The organism is Sphingobacterium sp. BIGb0165 (assembly GCF_024810095.1).
In the GTDB taxonomy this organism is placed as follows: domain Bacteria; phylum Bacteroidota; class Bacteroidia; order Sphingobacteriales; family Sphingobacteriaceae; genus Sphingobacterium; species Sphingobacterium detergens.
The window spans coordinates 851,650-868,935 of record NZ_JANUEB010000001.1; the positions used below are offsets into that span (position 1 = coordinate 851,650).

Below are 17,286 nucleotides of genomic sequence, written 5' to 3' on the forward strand. Positions count from 1 at the left end.
TGACTAAATATGGGATCTTACAACCGCCAGGTCACAGTTTAATTTCTCCTGCAATTCACCAATAAATTCAGGTTTCAATTCAGGCCAGTTCCAAAATGTAAATCCGAGATTACTGAATCCCCACTGTGGTTCAAAAACATATTGCTGGATTTCACTTTCGATGCCACATATCGGACACAACAAGTTATCGGTAGACCCTTGGTACCAAGGATCCAAATCCCATTCATTGTCTACAATATTTTCTGTACAACTGGGGCATACCATACGATCGATGCCATTTTGGCCGGTATCAAATACAGTACGCTCACTTGTTATTTCCAGACCATTTATATCAAGTTGGTATGGAAGGAACTGAGGCTCCGATACAATGTATTGAGCACCGTCAGAAATTGCATATCCAAGGTCGCCCAGTGTGCAATCCGATAATTCAGCTTTGACGATATCTTTTGAAACTAACGACTTTAATATATCATTTACAACAACTTCATCAAAAGCGTACCTGGACACTTTAGGCACAAGTGAAATAGTATAGCTACTCATAAATTAAAAATAAAGAATAATTGGAACAATGTGCTAATGGTTTCATACAAATTCTTCTCCAAATAGCTGGATCAGTTTGCCAACAGAACATTCGGGACCTATGAATTGATCGCATAATACTTATCGGAATAGAGTAAAGAAGCAGGCGGATGACACCTTAAATGCACCAGAGAAATAAATGAATAAAAAATGAAATTTATTGTAACTTCAATTTTACAGTAATTTAAAACACAATAATTTTAAAAACAGTCCAATGCCTTTTCCGAAAGATTCTTATAATCAAAATATTAAGTATATTTTGATTTAATTACTCCGTTAGGAAGCATTTTTTTATCGAATTGATGTATTTATTCATAGCGGAACTTAAAGTATATTTTTATATTTAGGCCTGATATAACAAGGGGGGATATGATATCGGTAACTGAATTCTTTCAGAATTATAATCCAGTGAAGCGCTTTTTTTTTCACTTGTGCTTCTGGTTTATTGTTTTAGGTATGCAGTTTATTAGTTACCAACGGATTGACCCTGATAATTCCTGGCTGCTTTTTTTAAAAGATGTCTTTTCGCTTTTATCGATATTCTATGTCACCGCTTATATTATCATACCCCGTTGGTTTATCCGAGGAAAGTTTTTGCTATGCCTGTTATGGCTGGTCATTATTTATGCCTGGTGGTCCGTACTTACCTATTACAGTGCAGTATTAACGCTACACTTTCTGTCCCCAGCTGAGCGGTTGACGGATTATTTGCAATTTATGATTGATAAAGGAATCCTTGGGGCATTCCGTATTTCTTCCATCACCGATTATCTGTTAGATTTTATCTTTCTGGTTGCTTTTCCTTTGACTGTTAAGATTGTGCAGTCCTTTATGAGCATCAGAAATATAAAAGTCAACCTAGAACTTAAGAATGCTGAACTTGAACTCAATAATGTACAGCTCGAACTGGCCTTCCTCAAACATCAGATCAATCCCCATTTTCTGCTAAATACTCTCTATAGTATCTATGTCCTGGTATCAGACAAGGATGATCGGGGAGAGCAGAGTATGATGCGCCTCAGTGGTATGATGGTCTATCTACTCCACGAAAGCAACCAACCAGAGATCGAATTAAACCGAGAATTTCAGTTGATCCGAGATTATGTCGAGCTGGAAAGAATCCGGTATAATGAATCACTCCAGATCAATGTTAACCTTGAAACAGATGATGCGCATTGTACAATTGTACCGCTGATTTTTTTTCCATTCGTGGAGAATGCCTTCAAACACGGCCCACGGACTAGTGTCTCCAATGCCTGGGTGAAAATAAACATATCCGTTAAAAATCATATTTTGTATATGCATGTATCCAATGCATATCGGGAGTTACCTAAGCCTCAAAACTATGTTGGTGGACTTGGTATACAAAATGTCCGGAAGCGACTCGAGCTTTATTACCCGAATCGCTATACCCTTGAAACCTCTTCGGAGGCCGGAATATACAGTACCGAACTTCGGGTGGAGTTGTTAGAAAAGGAAAACAAAGATCAGTGACACAAAGAATTTAATTGTTATGTATAGCATAAATACTATTCTTATAGAGGATGAACCAATTGCTCGAATGCGCCTCGAAAAACTAGTCAAAAAGATTGGTATCATTAAAGTTGTGGGCGTTTATGAAAATCCAACACAAGCAATTGAAATATTGAAGCAGCATAAGATCGATCTTATCCTATCTGATATCGATATGCCTGAGATGGACGGAGTAGCATTCCTTAAAGGACTCTCTCATCCACCTTTTGTGATCTTTATAACCGCCCATTATGAGTATGCTGTTGATGGTTTTGAACTCGATGTCATTGATTATATCTTAAAGCCCTTACTTACTGAGGAGCGTTTAATGAAGGCCATCGAAAAAGTTCAGAAAGCCCTTATGTTTTCACGGGGAGGTCAAGGGGAGCGCAAAGCGATCAAGGTGAAAGATCGAAACAAGACCATATTTATTGATGCCAATGATATCTATTACCTAAAGGCCTGGGGCGACTACATTCAGATCTATTCAGCCGAAGGAATGCAAACGCTGCTTTGTACCATGAAAGAGATGGAGACGACATTACCCTGGGATATGTTTGCCCGTATGCACCGTTCTTATATTGTTAATCTGAACCATATCAAAGGAGTAGAGGCGAGTAAGGTTATACTCAAAGACGGTACCGAAATAGCTATTGGATTGCAATATCGTAGCCAGTTATTTACCAGAATGGGCCTTAGTTAAGCATAAATGCCTTTAGACTGATGCGCTCCATATCTACCGATCTGCATCCGATAGAAGTTCGTCATAAAGTGGTAAATCGCAAGCTCATACATACGCTGATCGCTTAAAAACAATCTGTTCACAAACATGTGAATATAACTCGATAACAGAGGTTGAACAGCTTGTACATGCCCCAACTTGGGTTCATTCGACTTGATCAAAGTGAATATTTCACTTTGGACCCGATTCAGATCTGTCTGATAAGTAAGCGGCTTACCGTTTAAAGCCAGCATGTCAAACCAATGTTTTCGCACCTTAAATTTTTCATTCAGCTGTATCCAGATCTGTTTCTCGTTACCAAATTCATTGAAGTATAAGCCGTACATATTTTCGCAGAAATCCCGCTTTTCTGCCCATGTAAATCCCGCATTTTCAAGGATACAATCGATATATTCAAAGGCCAGTTTCCATCGTTCATTGATCTCTGTGGATAACTGTATTTTTTGTATGATTAGTTCACTTTCTAGATAGAATAACTCTTCGCTTTTTTCCATGCAAAGTGGAGTATACCGTTCGATTTCACGTATATAGGTATCATAGGAGAGTGTCGCTATCTGTTCGTTTTCTAAGAGATCGCTCAGATTAGCGTTCAAACAAGATATCACTTGTTGATAAGCCTGATGGTCAAACAGCTCCACACGGAATCTGATGTGTGGGCTGGGATCATCGTAACGTATAAAAAACCACTTTTTCACAATCTTTTCCTGTTTGAGCGTTGCGATTATTGCAGGTATATAATCCCTTAAAAGGCTGTCGGCCATGCTGTGACCGCAAAAGATTTTTGCGTACAGCCAGCTACTCCCCAAAGGAAAATTTCGTCTGAGCCCACTCGCTGCCGGAGGGGTAGGATCATGTTGTATTATTGCAGTGGAATGGAAGGGGATGATCAGTTCATTTGCATAAGACTGCCCAGCGAGATCTTTGACTGGCGACTGATAATGGTCAAGCAAGTTTTCGGTCAAGATAATGCTGTTCTTGGCCAGCTCTTCGAATAGTATCTCGATGCAGAGACTATTTTCCAGATTAAGCAGTAATTCATTGTCGCCGTTGGTCAGGACAACATGGACAGGCAAGCTATGCTTTTGTCTGATTTCAGCTAGGAGCAATCTCTTTTCCGAGGCTGTTTTGTGCTGCGTCAAGATCTTGGGAAGCCGCCATTGCTCACGACTGAGTATAATATTTTTATAGCTCACCCGCGGTAGTCGAGGCTGATCTTTCAATATACCCCAGTTCCAGGCAATATCCAGACGATGCTGCTGAAATTGAAAATCCGACAAAAACTTGTACAAATTCATGCCATCGGAAAAATCATGGGCCGAGGTCAACCGCGGCTCAATAATCTGTTTCAAAGTTTTAGACCACAGGTACAATTTTCCAGCTTTTGCAAATATGTACAGATCATTGAGGGCAACCTGCTTTTCGACCGGGCTCGATCCTGCAGTCAAGCGGATTGTTAGTCTACGGATATCAGGTCGCTGTAGGATATTGCCAAGGCGAGCGTCCGGTAAATAAGCGATTTCCGCCAATTGTGTCGTCCCATAGCATTCCTGTTCCTTAGCGGCAGATTGATGCAATGCCGCGGATAGGTTCGCATCCATATAAGCAAATCGGGCTAGCAGATTGCCAGATGATGAACCACCCAGATTTCCCAGATGAAAGAACATTTCTGCCTCCGTTTCCTTCTGTAGTAGATTCCCAAAAGCATAAAAAGACTTCGGAATAAGCTGATCCGGCACTGTCCCAATACCCTGTAGGTCATTATCATTAATACTTATCTCCGAGAAATTGTTCGTTGCGCTCTCCAGGAATTTCTCCATGACGAATTGCTGATAACGATGCGGTTTGTCCGGTCCAGCTATTGGATGGATAGCGTTTAAATCAGCCAATATCTCATCCATCATGCGATAGGTACTTTCATTGTTGCCATAACCTATGCCGGCATCCACATCGAGCGCATGCAAAAGTGAAATCATACGGTCCCCATATCGTTCCTCAAAAGCCCTGCTGAATCGTTCAAAATCTGCCATTGGGCGAGGGTCATTCAGTACCAATAAGTTTTGGAACTGCTTCTCCAACCTGTTAACCACCGCTCGCGGTATCTGGTTTTCCGCCATTCCGAGCAACAAGTCCCCCTGAATCAACTTGTGAAAATCCAAGGTCGAAAAATGCGTTTTAAGCTGTTCCGCCAACTGATCATTAGCCTGTTGTAATTGGGTATTCCCCTGCAAAGCCTTTGCGACCAACAGCATTGTTGGCAAATACGTATTCTTTGTTTCCACCTTGCTTAGTACCCGGATGAGCTGCTCAAGGTAAACCCCGCCAATTACATCGAGCTGCAGTTCAGAGGATATCAGCCCGAGCTGCAACAGCTTATGAATATATTGAGTAGCCTGTTCCATTGTGGCACCACAGTCTTGTAGCGAAGTGAGTAACGTGTTATAGCTCACCTTACCCTGACTTTGATTAACTAATGTCAATATCCGATCTAGTACCGGAGTAGTACGTACCTGTTTTAATGTATTTTTACCATCCGTCTGTTGATAGTATTTATACCAATTGCCCTGCCGATAAATTGTCGCATTGCTATGATAACTTAGTGCTTTTATAATTTCGGGATCATGTGAGATCAGTTCAATTATCTCCATCAAACTTTTGGTATCTAGCCGCAGCATAGCCCGATCCGTTAGGTCTCTGGTCAGCGCAAGCCTCGCCTCATTATCCTTGCCGATACTTCCTAATGAAACGCCTGCAAATAGCCCGAATGGCGTGCTGCGGGTGGCCATTCGGATCGTATATTTAAAAAGCGTACTAAGGGCTTTACGCTGTGGTTCATTATCCTCAACCAACCATTTATCTACCTCGTTCAGAAAAGCCGGACTAGCCAGATAGACGGCATCCCGCAGACGGCGGTCTTGATAGATATCACGTAGTTGCGATAGGATCGCATCGCTATCCGACAGCTCCATCAGTTTAGTAATTTGTTCCAGATTCAACAGGGGAGAGCGGAGTAGGAAATAATCGTCGTTAGTGAACGCAGTCATGGGCAACGATCAACACATGTTAAACAGCTCAGCGATGCATTCTCGAAACATCTCTGGCGATATCGGTTTTTGGAGGGCATAGTGGCTACGCTCTTTTACAAATGAAGGATAATCCCTTTTGGAGATCGCCGAGGTAACGATCAAAAATGGTATTCCGGCAATATATTCCTCCAAAGTCTCTATGATTCCTCCACTGACGACCAAGTCTAAGAAAAGAATATCCGTAGCGCGCAGATCGATGGCAAAACGGGCTGGATCCTCAATATCCCTAATCGTACCGGTAATGGAAAAACTAGGGAACATCCGAATATATTCGCTTATTTTCTTTATTGCCAATGGTTCGTCTTCGATAATAAGACATTTGAGGTTGTGTGGCATATAAACAGGGGCTAATATGAAATTCTGGATTAAAAAATGTTGTGAAAGTGCCTACCAGTTCACTTCCACAACGCACCCTACTATAAAATTATTCTTGATGATGTTACAGTTCTGATCGTCCCTCTTACCTGATCTCCATCAGCGCTTGTAAACGAAACTGGTTCTAGAACAGCTATTGTCTGTACATCCAGTGCAAAATCTTCAGCTGTGAAATTTTCAATATAGTCCATAATTTTGTTTTGAATCTGATACAAATGTGTTTTTTACGTAGAGAAAGAGAAAAAGATATCGATAGAATTGGAAATGGACTGGACGAACATAAATCTCGGTCCGACAAAAAAATACGCGAGTACAATCCACATCGGTATATAGGTCCATTTTTTTATCGTAACGAATTGTATTTTCATCGAAAAACCAGGTCATCCACGCATAGAAAATATTAAGTTAGCGCTACGATTTACAAATCGTTATGGAAATAGAATTGAATTATATATCATATGAGCAATCAAATAAAGTTGGAGCAATTATCAGCAATAATGGACGTGCTGAAGTTGGCGGAGAAATTAAAGTTCGAACTAAGACATAGCTGGTTGTCCAATGGACGTCAGGAAAGTGTTGCCGAGCATACCTGGCGGATGTCATTGATGGCTATTTTGATAGAGCCGCAATCCGGAGATCAAAAAGATTAAACAGCAAAATGAAGAAAAGGCCATCCTTAGGATTAGGGAAATGCTTGCGACAAGTACTGGGCAAGAGCTGTATGATCTTTTTTATGAATTTGAAGAGAAGAAAACTTTTGAAGCAAAGGTGGCCAACGCTATTGATAAATTAGAGGTTCAGTTACAACATAACCATGCTGATATCGCTACCTGGGAGGAAGTCGAATATGATCTATCTTTTGTGATCGGCAAACATGTCCAATTTGACCAAACTTTTATCCTATTAAAGGATTTAATAGAGCAGCAAGCATCACAAAAATTGGAAGCGGCCGGATTGAATGTTACGGAGATTCGCAACCGTGCGATTTCGACTTTCAGCTAAGGGAGATATTCCGGGTGAGTCAGATCTTAACTTATCCCTGCCTATTTTCACCAGTGTACCATAGACCACAGGTACTACAGCACTAGTGCCTAGTCCTATAAAGAAATAACTTTTAAATTCGACAGAATCGCAATTTGACCCGATGAAATGAGCCTCTTGGGATTGTAAGCGCATTTTATGTTACCTATCTTCGTCCTGAGCTAATACCTATTTGTTAAAGTAAGAGATAAAGAAGAGAGCGTAAGCTATTTATACTTGTACGGTTTCCCGTAAGCTATAGTTTTTTTGACTAGCTATCTTAGCCTTAAATACGATGTAATCATCTAGGTAGATAATATTGATAAACATATTAGTTCAAAATAAATAACTGTGTTCGGCTTGGGTATTAACCTTGCCCGATTGAAAAGTATAATGCCATGATAGTAACAACAACCAATTCCATTGAAGGGAGGGAGATTTCACGATATTATGATCCAATAGCTGCCAATGTAGTTATCGGTACTACTATCTTTAGGGATATAGGGGCGAGCTATGTGGACTTCTTTGGAGGCCGTTCCAGCAGCTATGAAAAGAAGATGCAGGAAATATCTAAAAATATTTTCTAGAGGTTTTGTCGATGTTCACAATTGTTTTTGCGAGAATTATCTACTTGTAATAAATAATTAAAGCGATAGAGGATATGAAAATTACAAGCCATCAATTTATAAAATCAAATCCGATAATAGAGACCGATGAAAAGTTGATATTAGGAACAATTCATCCTCACGATGTCAGTTCTTTTAAGCTTCCGTTTTTTTATGGAAATCGAAATAGCCTTTGGAAAATCTTTAGAGATATATTTCCGAAAGACCTGCCTCAAGATTATTCGGTAGATGATATCAAAAGACTTCTATCAAAAAGAAAAATTGGCATCAGTGATACTGTTCTTCAATGTGAAAGGATAACCAATAGCGCTTTAGATAGAGACTTTCGATTCATTCAACTTAATGATGGTTTGGTCAACGAAATTAAAGAATCTAAGATAATACAAATTTACTGCACTAGCGGTTTTGGAAAAAATAATGCATTCCGTTTATTTTATGTAGATATTTTAGGACTTAATCTGACCAAGGAAATAAGGCAAAACAAGTCCGTTATTCTCCCCAAAGAAATCTTTGGTAGAGAAGTCACTATGTCAATATTACCGTCTCCTTCAGGTGCCGCTAATATTGCACTGTCCAAAAGTATCGGCTATAAAAAAAGTTTATATTTCAATAGTCTCTCAACAACGCCTGTATATGATTATAAAGTGAGTTTATATACTGAGATATTTCAACAATGTTTATCTAAAAATTAAAAACAATAAATAATGACAGCATTAATATCTACAATAATATTAAATGAAAGCACTAATGCGAAGGAATTTCTAAGGAATAATATAATTCATCAGGATCAGTTTGATGGCGTAATATCAGCTATTGGGAATTTTGTCTCTAATGATTTAGAATCTGAATATGCTCATAACACAATAACTTTATTAGGTACCAGAGGAAGTGGAAAGACCTCCTTTCTATTGAGTTTGAGAGATTATTTCGGATGTGAAAATAAAAAAAAAGATGGAGTAGAGACACATAAGGCATTACAGGTTTTAGATATAATTGACCCCACATTGATCGAGGAAAAAGGGCATGTTTTTCTAAATCTAATAGCAGCAGTTTGCGATTTAGTCGAAAATCACTTTACTTCTTCAAGATGCAATCCTGATAAATATGTTAGGGAAACCGAAAAAGATTGGAAAAATAGTGTTACCACTTTAGCAGCTGGTCTTCCTTCAATAGATCATCTTGCTCGGGACTCCGAGTTCTCTTGGCAAGATCCTGAGTATGTAATGGAAAATGAGCTGAGAGCGGTAGGAGCAGCTCAAAACTTAAGAAAGAATTTTAATAAGTTTCTAGCTAAATCACTTAAAATTTTAGACAAAAAGGCTTTTTTAATTCTTTTCGATGATATCGATGTTGATTCGTCAAAAGGTTATGCAGTACTTGAAACGATAAGAAAATATTTTACGACGGGCAAGATCGTTACAGTTTTAAGTGGTGATTTTAAATTGTACAATTCGTTAATAAGACAAAGTAAGTGGAAAAATTTTGGAGGGGAGATTCTTCGCTACGAGGCTTCTAAAGAATACGAAGCCAATTCAAATAGTCGTAGGATTTACTATTATGATGACATGGTAACAGATTTGACGTCCCAATATCTGTTAAAAATAATGCAACCTCAATATCGATTTCAACTTGAAACAGTATATAGTGCTATTAATTCCGCGAAAAAGCCGAATATTAATTTAGGAGTTGATAAAGAGGGTGAATTTCTTCCTTTGGAAAAAGCGCTTCAAAAGATATTTGCTCAGATAGGAATAAATAATGATTACCAATTAGAAAGTCAAAAACATTTTTTACTAAATCAACCATTACGTACTATAGTACATTTCCTACAAAGAATTATTAAGGCTATTAATACGGACGATGTTGTGTTGAATCACAATGCAAATATAGCATCGGTCCTCTTGGCAGATCTGTATGAGAAAAATATTAATATTGAATTACTTGCTAATTCTCCGAAGTTTATAAATATAGAAATCCTTAAGCTCTTAGTTCGAGAGAAACAAATTAAAGAATTATACCAGGTAAGTCCCACGTCTTCGGATAACAGCTTAAATGCTGGGGTATTTTCTCTTAATATTTTGTTTTCGAATGCAATTATTAAATATAGGTTTTTAATATTTGACTATTTTGTACGCATTTCTTACTTAAGGAATATAATTGATTACTATTCGGATAACATTAGTCTTGACAGAGGTTTAATAAAAGAAAGTGGGGTGCTAAATGATTTGGTATTAAGGGATATAATGAACTCTCTTCAAATTTATCATTTCGCTAAGAATAGTAAGCAAAGTGATCTCTTCTCTTTAATCAATCTGCCAGGTCTTAAAGCAAAAGCTAAGCAACGAAACACAGAACAGCGTTTAGATTCAGTTTTCAACGACATATCAGTATCAGATGCTCAAAGAGTTTTGGGATATATGCCTTGTTTGGCTGGAGATTATCTTTATTCAAAAGAGAGCAAATTGTTTTATTCTATATATACTTTGCTCTCATCGATTGGAGAATTGCTAAAAAGGTATGATCTTTCCAAAGATGGAAATATTAATTTAAAGCTTGCCTTCACCGAATTGTCACAAATAAGGTATTATTCTATACAAGGGAAAGCCCCCAATGAGAGGAATATACCTAAAAATGAAAATGAGTTAGATGATATTGATGAAGTTGCAGACACATCCGAGAATCAAGATACTTCTATTGATGCATTAACTGATAGTACTATTAAGTGGATGGAGGAATTTAAAGATAACCGACTATCTATCCATTTACTGGGAAAAAGTTTTACCCGTTTTTATGTTGGTATTTCAAATTTGATGAATTCACATAAAGAGGAAGACTTAGGAAGACTATTCCATTTGTGTGTATTGAGTTTCATGAATTCTGTTTTAATAGAAGAGGTAAGAGAAAATTTATCATCCAATAGTTATGGTATTTCTGACTTAAATCATAGTAATATAGTTGGATCGGAACGAACTTTTATTGAAAATCTAAAGAAAGTGATTGAGAGTAGGGCGAAAGCAGGATTTGTTTATACAGATGGTTTGCCTTTTTCTTGTTGGATTTTGAAATGTCCAATTCTTCTTGCTTACTTGGATTACTCTAACGAGAGATTGATAAACAGTTTGAGCGAATTTTATGAAAGCAGTGGCTTAATCATGAGTGAATTCAATATTTATGATTTATTAACTAAAGTTTCATTATCAATTAATGAGTCCAAAGTAAAAAAAGCTGATAACAATATTGATCACTGGAAAACTGATGGATCATTTGCTAGTAAGTTGAGGTATGCGGAACTTATTAAACTGTTAGAAGACGATGAATTTGATATGACACTGTTTAAAAATATTGACTTGTCTCAAAACACTTCTAATAATGTATTTATTAGAGAGAGACTACCTCTCTTTAAAACATCTACACAGATTAGAAATTTTAGGAAATATCTTAAAGAGGAAGGTTACTTTACGAAATAATTTATGTTAAAATATCTTTTTGATGATATCGAGTCTTTAGAAAAATATTACTCGAATGAATTTACAGATTTAAAGCATATTGGATTGAATTCTTTTTTAAAGAAAAGAGACGAAAATCGTAACCTGCCTGACCATTACTATAGACTTGAAAAAGAGGAACTTTTTAAAGGCGTAAATCATATTGGAGATTTTTTTTTGGTATCTATTCCTAACATGGCGGATAGATTTCTTTCTATTGAAAGACATAATCTTGTTGTTAGAAGTGAGGAGTTTTTCAATTGGCAAGAGTGTATTTGCCATATTTCTCCATTAGTGTTTATTGCTCATAAATTAGAGCCTTATTTGGAAAACCAATATAATGACTGGACATTGGTTAGATCTTTCTTTGAAAAATATATTTTATCTAACACCCAGAATACTTGCTTGCTCAGACCCAATATTATTCAATTAAACGCCAAATCGAAAAATTGGGGAGGCCTTCATGATTTGCATATTCATTTAAACGGCACACTTGAAACAGATATAGTTTGGCAAGATTTATTATCACAGCCAAATAAAATTCATAGAGAATTAAAAAGATCTTTTATTAACAAGGATAAGGTTTTAGAGCAACTGAAGCAAGAATCGTTTCTATTGACTCCAGGAAAATACACGCATTTATTAAAGATTGCTGGTCGGTTACGACAATACTTTTTTATGTATTGTAACCGTTCTGAATTGCTTTTGACTTTTGAAAGTAAAGAAGATTTGCTAAATCAGATATTGGATGAGAGCACTAACTATTTTGATGATTATCAAGTTTCTCACCCTTTTCTTTATTATATCGATAGCCATGATAAAAAGTATAGGTATCCCCATTCAATAGAATGCTTGATGTACGTTCTTTTATTAAAAGAAATAAAGAAAAGCAAGGATGATGTATTATCTTCCATGTTTCACTTTTATAATTTAATTCTGGGATTAACAAATAGATTATTAGTGCAGCAAAGGCATCAAAAAGGGTTTGAGCAATTTCAAAAGATAACATTAAATGATATCCGTAGATTTAGTGAATCTACATACTTTAGACGTTTTCACCAATTAAGTGGCAATAACGAAAATGATATAAAGTTTATCGAAGGGAGGATTGCTCCTAAAAACAATGAGAAAGAATTACGCTTACTATTGAAAAGCATTACTGAAGGATGGGATAAGTTTATTAAATTTAAACAGGGCTTGTCAAAAGATTCTATCTTAAAGTTAATAGTTCATTTTATAAAAACCAAAGAAGATACATCAACTCCATGGACATTCAGGTTTGAGAAACTCCGAAAAAGTTTGCTTGCTCAAGCTCATGTTTTGAAATTATATTTGGATAAAAACAATAACTCTGAAGGGGTTTCTATTGTTGGGATTGATGCAGCATCCAGTGAGTTTGATACCCCTCCGGAGGTATTTGCTCCCATATTCAGAATACTTAGGAGAGCGGGAGTAAAGCACTTTACATTTCATGCTGGCGAAGATTTTCATCATATTTTAAGCGGTATACGGGCAATTTACGAAGCAATAGAATTTTGCGGATTAAAGAATGGAGATCGGATAGGGCATGCGACAGCTTCTGGTCTGTCAACAAAACTTTGGTGTAAGGAAGTTGGTAACCAAATTTATATAAGGAAAGGAGATTATTTAGACGATTTAGTTTTCGCTTATCATTTTATCGTTTTATTAGACATTGAAGAACTGAAATCTCAACTACCGCATTTAGTGACTAAAATCCAAGGTTTGGTGCTCGATATATACAAAAAATTCTATGCTATTGGAATTATAGAGCAAGCTTGGTTATTAAGAGCCGCATGTCCCTTACATATGGAAGAAGGTACATATTGTCTACATGGAAATTTTAGTTCAGATGAATATTCTTACTCAGGAAGTCTTAAACGAAAGTATATCCAAGCCGAGGAAATACATAGTATGTACCATACAAACGATATCAAGAAGAATCGTGATGTCGTACTAAGTGTAAATCCAATTGAGTTTTTTTCCGACTATGGGTTAGAACTTATGCAAAAAGCATTGCTGAAATATATGAATAAAAAGGAAATTATCATTGAAACACTTCCTACAAGTAATGTACGTATTGGAATCCATAAAGATTTCAGTACATATCATTTATATAATTGGATTAAATGGAAAAAGGAGGGAGAAAGTATACCTCCAATTGTCATTGGAACAGATGATGCAGGGATATTTGCAACAAATATCTATAATGAATATGCGAGCGTTTATCTGATGCTAATTCAACATCATCACCTATCTCATTCGGAAGCTATAGAGATAATTTCAGAGATCAATGAAAACAGTTTAGTTTACCGTTTTACTTAGCGATAAAATCGATGACTGATCCTTTATCATTTATTGTTTTCTACCAAGAGGGCGTTCGGGGCAGAAAAGCCAATTTAGTAAAAGAAATATCCGTTAGAGAGGTGTTAACAGATATTTACCAAGGAAAATATAGGAAAGATATTGATGCACTTAGAACGCTCTTATCTAATGGCCATAAAAAAACATATAAAGAAGAAAAGAAGAGTTTACCTGCAATAACATTTGCTGCAACGTTTCATTTAAATAGAAGTACCAATAATCTCAATAGCTATACGGGATTACTCGTACTTGATATTGATGATTTAGATAGTGAAGATCAAGTTGTAGGGATTGAGAATATACTACGCAATGACAAGTATGTAATATCCTGTTGGCGTTCTCCGTCCAATCTTGGATTAAAAGGACTTGTATATTTAGAATATAAAGTAGATTTTCCTTTAGAACAAGCGGCTTATTTTCATCAAAGTGCTTTTAGTGAAGTGGAAAGCTATTTTTATAGTACTTACGGAATAGTTTTGGACGACTCGGGAAAGGATGTGGTTAGGACATGTTTTTTCTCTTACGATAGTAGGCTTTCATACAATAGAAATTTTGAAAGGTTTCCGATTATATTAATGCCAACTGTCAAAGTAAAATCCCCCAAAAGAAAAATTACTTCAAATGCAGATTTAATAGTAGAGGCCGATATACTCTGTAATCCAAAAAATAGAAACAGGTCATGGCACAGAAAAGAAATAAGTAATATGATTCGGTTTTTAAAGAAGCGAAATCTATCAATTACAACCTCATATAACGATTGGGAGATTGTCGCCAGAACAATTGCTTGTTGTTTTACTTTTAATATTGGATTTAAGTATTTTCAGGCGATCAGTATGCAGGATGCAACAAAATATGATAAAGGCGAGTGTGAAAGTTTTCTAAAAGCAAGGTATTTAGACACTAGAGAGGAGTTTTCTTTTGCAACAATTTTGTACTTAGCTAACAAAATAGGCTACCAAGATAGAGGAGTAGACCCTAATCGAAGAAAGATTAACAATATAATAAAGTATTTAGCAAAAAATCAATTATCAATTACATTCTCATTTAATGAATGGGAGAAAGTTGGAAAGGCAATTGTAGAAACATTCGATTATGATATTGGTGTGAAGTATTTTAAACTACTTAGCCAACAGGACCCAGGTAAATATAATGATAGACATTGTGAAATTTTTTTAAAACATCTATATTTAAATAACTATGAAGGATATTCCTTTAATATAATAATTGAACTCGCTTATAAGAAAGGTTATAAAGGGAGTGGTGAAGTACCAAAGATGGCTTCCGAATTAAGTGAGGGGCAAGTCGTAAGTATTAACAGTGTTTTTGAGTCAAACAATGTTTAGGATGGCGAAACTAGCTGAGTATAAATTGTCGGGTACTTCCCACTCTTCTTTTCAATTCTCTGAGTGCTACAATTATGAAGCAATTTTTAACATATTATGTAAACTTAGATGTAAAGTTGCTTTCAAGAGGAATGCGAAACATTATTATTTTGATCACATTAAAGGAGAAAAGTGTAAGGAAAACAAAGAAGATCTATTTCTAATGTCGCTTTTTCCTCCGAGAAGAAAGTGGTTGAAACTTGATCCAAACTTGAGAAATAACAAAAATAGATTACCAAAAACATCAACGGAAAGAAACCTGATCAGTTTGAAGTTAACTGTTGAATATTATAAGAAGCGAGAACCTTCATCAGAATTTTTGAAAAAATTAGATGTTTATATAGCAAGTATTTGCGAACATTTTCAAAGTGGTGATATATTGTTAAATAAGCCAAATGTTATACCCGTTTTAAAAAAGGAGGATGATGGATTTAAAATATGTCGACCGTTGTCTATTTATAGTTTAACAGATAAAATTATTTTATCAATTGCGAACAAATATGCAGTTAAAATTTTTGACGAGATATTTAAGGATTGTGGATATGCTTTTAGAGCAGTTAGGGAATTTCCAGAAGGAGATAGGTCGCCAAATCATATTGATGCATTTAAGAAGATTATTGATTTTAGAACAAAACACTCAGATAAAGTAATTTGGGGTGCAGAATGTGACATGTGTAAATTCTTTGACACTGTTAATCATTCTTTTGTGATCAAAAGATTCGATCAGTTTGTAAAACAGAAGTACTTTAGAAAATTTGGAATAGAAGACTTGCGTCTTTTGAGGCATATTTTGAAAGAGTATTTAAAATCATATAATTTTAATAAGGATGTTCGTTCTCTGAGTAGTAATCAGGAGTATTTCAGAGATTTTAAGATTGAAAATGGGAGATTTGATTGGGTTGAAAAGGAATTTCTAGAAAATGATTTTTATAAAGATCTAAATAAGACAAGAATAGGGATTCCACAAGGAGGAGCTTTGTCAGGTTTTATTGCAAATATATTACTTCATGATGCGGACTGTAAGGTAATTAAACATCTAGATGAAAATTCATTATATCTACGTTTTTGCGATGACATGATTATCTTGAGTACTGATAGAAACATTTGCGAGAAAAGTTATGGTGCATATATTAATTCATTAACAAAATACAAGCTAGTAGTTCACCCTCATGTAGGGCCAGACTTCAAGAATCTTGTTGAATTTTGGTCTAGTAAATCAAAACTATGCTATAAATGGACTTCTGATGACACGAAAAACACATTTTGGGTTGGTTTTGTAGGACTAGAGATTAACTATTTCGGAGATATTCGAATTCGCAGATCTACTTTAAAAAAAGAGCTTAAAAAACAGGCTGATTTGATGTTAGAGATGAAAAGAATTCTTAAAAATGTTAAGAGAAAGAGCTCTCCTTCTTCTATTTTAGGTTCACTTCAGAAAAGAATGGTATCTATGTCAGTAGGAAGGGTAGATCTCTGGAACTACAAGTCCTATCCAAATGAAATGTCATGGGCTAAAGGTTTTAAAATATTGAATGATAATATTCATTCTCGAAGGCAATTGAAAAGTTTAGACCGCAGTCGAAGCTTGAAAATTCATAAACTAATGAAATTTATAGAGAAAAAATATAGAGAAGACCAAACTACCAAAGTAGACGATACAACCGACAAAGATGAAGAAAGAAGCTTTCAAATTAAACACTATGGGAAACCTTACAGCTATTATTATAATACTTTAAAGAAGTGAAAAATGCATAATCTGTTAGGAAGAGTTTTATATAGCTTATTTATTAGTGATTTCTAAATTATAGGAAATTATATATAATTGATTCCAATAAAAAATATTATTGATGGAAAATTCAAAAACTACATACACACCAAATCAAGAGAATTTGACTGAAGAAACTTTAGAGTTTGAAGTTTATCATTATTGTGATGAATTTGGGAAGCCCGTATTTTTAACAAAAGAAGTTTATAAGAAAGAAAAAAGAATTGTGTTTTTTCCCTATGTGTATATCGGTTATTCCGGGCCAAGCCTATCGCTTGAATATGGGCCACCCGTATCGGTGATTACGGGCCAACAATTATAAGATTATTTTTTCA

At 35.8% G+C, this 17,286-nt stretch carries 14 protein-coding genes; 11 read left to right on the plus strand and 3 right to left on the minus strand.

Translation table 11 applies throughout. The features are described 5' to 3' along the window. Positions 1 to 3: 3 nt before the first annotated feature. Entirely contained in the window at positions 4 to 540 is a 537-nt protein-coding gene (locus tag M2408_RS03735) for a hypothetical protein (RefSeq protein WP_259179382.1), read from the minus strand. Positions 541 to 948: 408 nt separating this feature from the next. Here M2408_RS03735 and M2408_RS03740 point away from each other — a divergent pair, with 408 nt between their 5' ends. Beyond that, positions 949 to 2,073 (plus strand): sensor histidine kinase, encoded by a 1,125-nt coding sequence (locus M2408_RS03740; RefSeq protein ID WP_259179383.1) that lies wholly within the window; start codon positions 949 to 951, stop codon positions 2,071 to 2,073. Between the two features lie 19 nt (positions 2,074 to 2,092). After that, the gene (locus M2408_RS03745) at positions 2,093 to 2,794 is read left to right on the plus strand and encodes a LytTR family DNA-binding domain-containing protein (protein ID WP_259179385.1); all 702 of its coding nucleotides are present in this window, start codon (positions 2,093 to 2,095) and stop codon (positions 2,792 to 2,794) included. Here the strand turns inward: M2408_RS03745 and M2408_RS03750 are convergent. Together M2408_RS03750 and M2408_RS03755 are read right to left on the minus strand one after the other, a co-directional pair. After that, positions 2,791 to 5,874, minus strand: coding sequence for a lantibiotic dehydratase (locus M2408_RS03750; protein ID WP_259179386.1), 3,084 nt, complete (start codon positions 5,872 to 5,874; stop codon positions 2,791 to 2,793). The two genes, M2408_RS03745 and M2408_RS03750, sit on opposite strands and share 4 nt — an antisense overlap. A 9-nt stretch (positions 5,875 to 5,883) precedes the next feature. Continuing rightward, positions 5,884 to 6,252, minus strand: a complete 369-nt coding sequence (locus M2408_RS03755) for a response regulator (protein ID WP_259179387.1) — start codon at positions 6,250 to 6,252, stop codon at positions 5,884 to 5,886. Positions 6,253 to 6,749: 497 nt separating this feature from the next. Here M2408_RS03755 and M2408_RS03760 point away from each other — a divergent pair, with 497 nt between their 5' ends. From M2408_RS03760 to M2408_RS03800, 9 genes are all read left to right on the plus strand, one after another. Further along, entirely contained in the window at positions 6,750 to 6,941 is a 192-nt protein-coding gene (locus M2408_RS03760) for an HD domain-containing protein (protein WP_259179389.1), read from the plus strand. Between the two features lie 40 nt (positions 6,942 to 6,981). Beyond that, positions 6,982 to 7,293: an HD domain-containing protein gene (locus M2408_RS03765; protein ID WP_259179392.1), complete on the plus strand. Its 312-nt coding sequence runs from the start codon at positions 6,982 to 6,984 to the stop codon at positions 7,291 to 7,293. Positions 7,294 to 7,709: 416 nt separating this feature from the next. Continuing rightward, entirely contained in the window at positions 7,710 to 7,898 is a 189-nt protein-coding gene (locus tag M2408_RS03770; protein ID WP_259179394.1) for a YbjQ family protein, read from the plus strand. A 74-nt stretch (positions 7,899 to 7,972) separates the two neighbouring features. Further along, the gene (locus tag M2408_RS03775) at positions 7,973 to 8,629 is read left to right on the plus strand and encodes a hypothetical protein (protein WP_259179396.1); all 657 of its coding nucleotides are present in this window, start codon (positions 7,973 to 7,975) and stop codon (positions 8,627 to 8,629) included. A gap of 12 nt (positions 8,630 to 8,641) precedes the next feature. Further along, the gene (locus M2408_RS03780) at positions 8,642 to 11,404 is read left to right on the plus strand and encodes a hypothetical protein (protein WP_259179397.1); all 2,763 of its coding nucleotides are present in this window, start codon (positions 8,642 to 8,644) and stop codon (positions 11,402 to 11,404) included. Positions 11,405 to 11,407: 3 nt separating this feature from the next. Continuing rightward, the gene (locus M2408_RS03785) at positions 11,408 to 13,765 is read left to right on the plus strand and encodes a hypothetical protein (RefSeq protein ID WP_259179400.1); all 2,358 of its coding nucleotides are present in this window, start codon (positions 11,408 to 11,410) and stop codon (positions 13,763 to 13,765) included. Positions 13,766 to 13,776: 11 nt separating this feature from the next. Next, positions 13,777 to 15,147: a BT4734/BF3469 family protein gene (locus tag M2408_RS03790; protein WP_259179403.1), complete on the plus strand. Its 1,371-nt coding sequence runs from the start codon at positions 13,777 to 13,779 to the stop codon at positions 15,145 to 15,147. A gap of 1 nt (position 15,148) precedes the next feature. Then, positions 15,149 to 16,930, plus strand: a complete 1,782-nt coding sequence (locus M2408_RS03795) for a reverse transcriptase domain-containing protein (protein WP_259179404.1) — start codon at positions 15,149 to 15,151, stop codon at positions 16,928 to 16,930. Between the two features lie 103 nt (positions 16,931 to 17,033). Continuing rightward, the gene (locus M2408_RS03800) at positions 17,034 to 17,273 is read left to right on the plus strand and encodes a hypothetical protein (RefSeq protein WP_259179405.1); all 240 of its coding nucleotides are present in this window, start codon (positions 17,034 to 17,036) and stop codon (positions 17,271 to 17,273) included. The last annotated feature ends 13 nt before the right edge of the window (positions 17,274 to 17,286 follow it).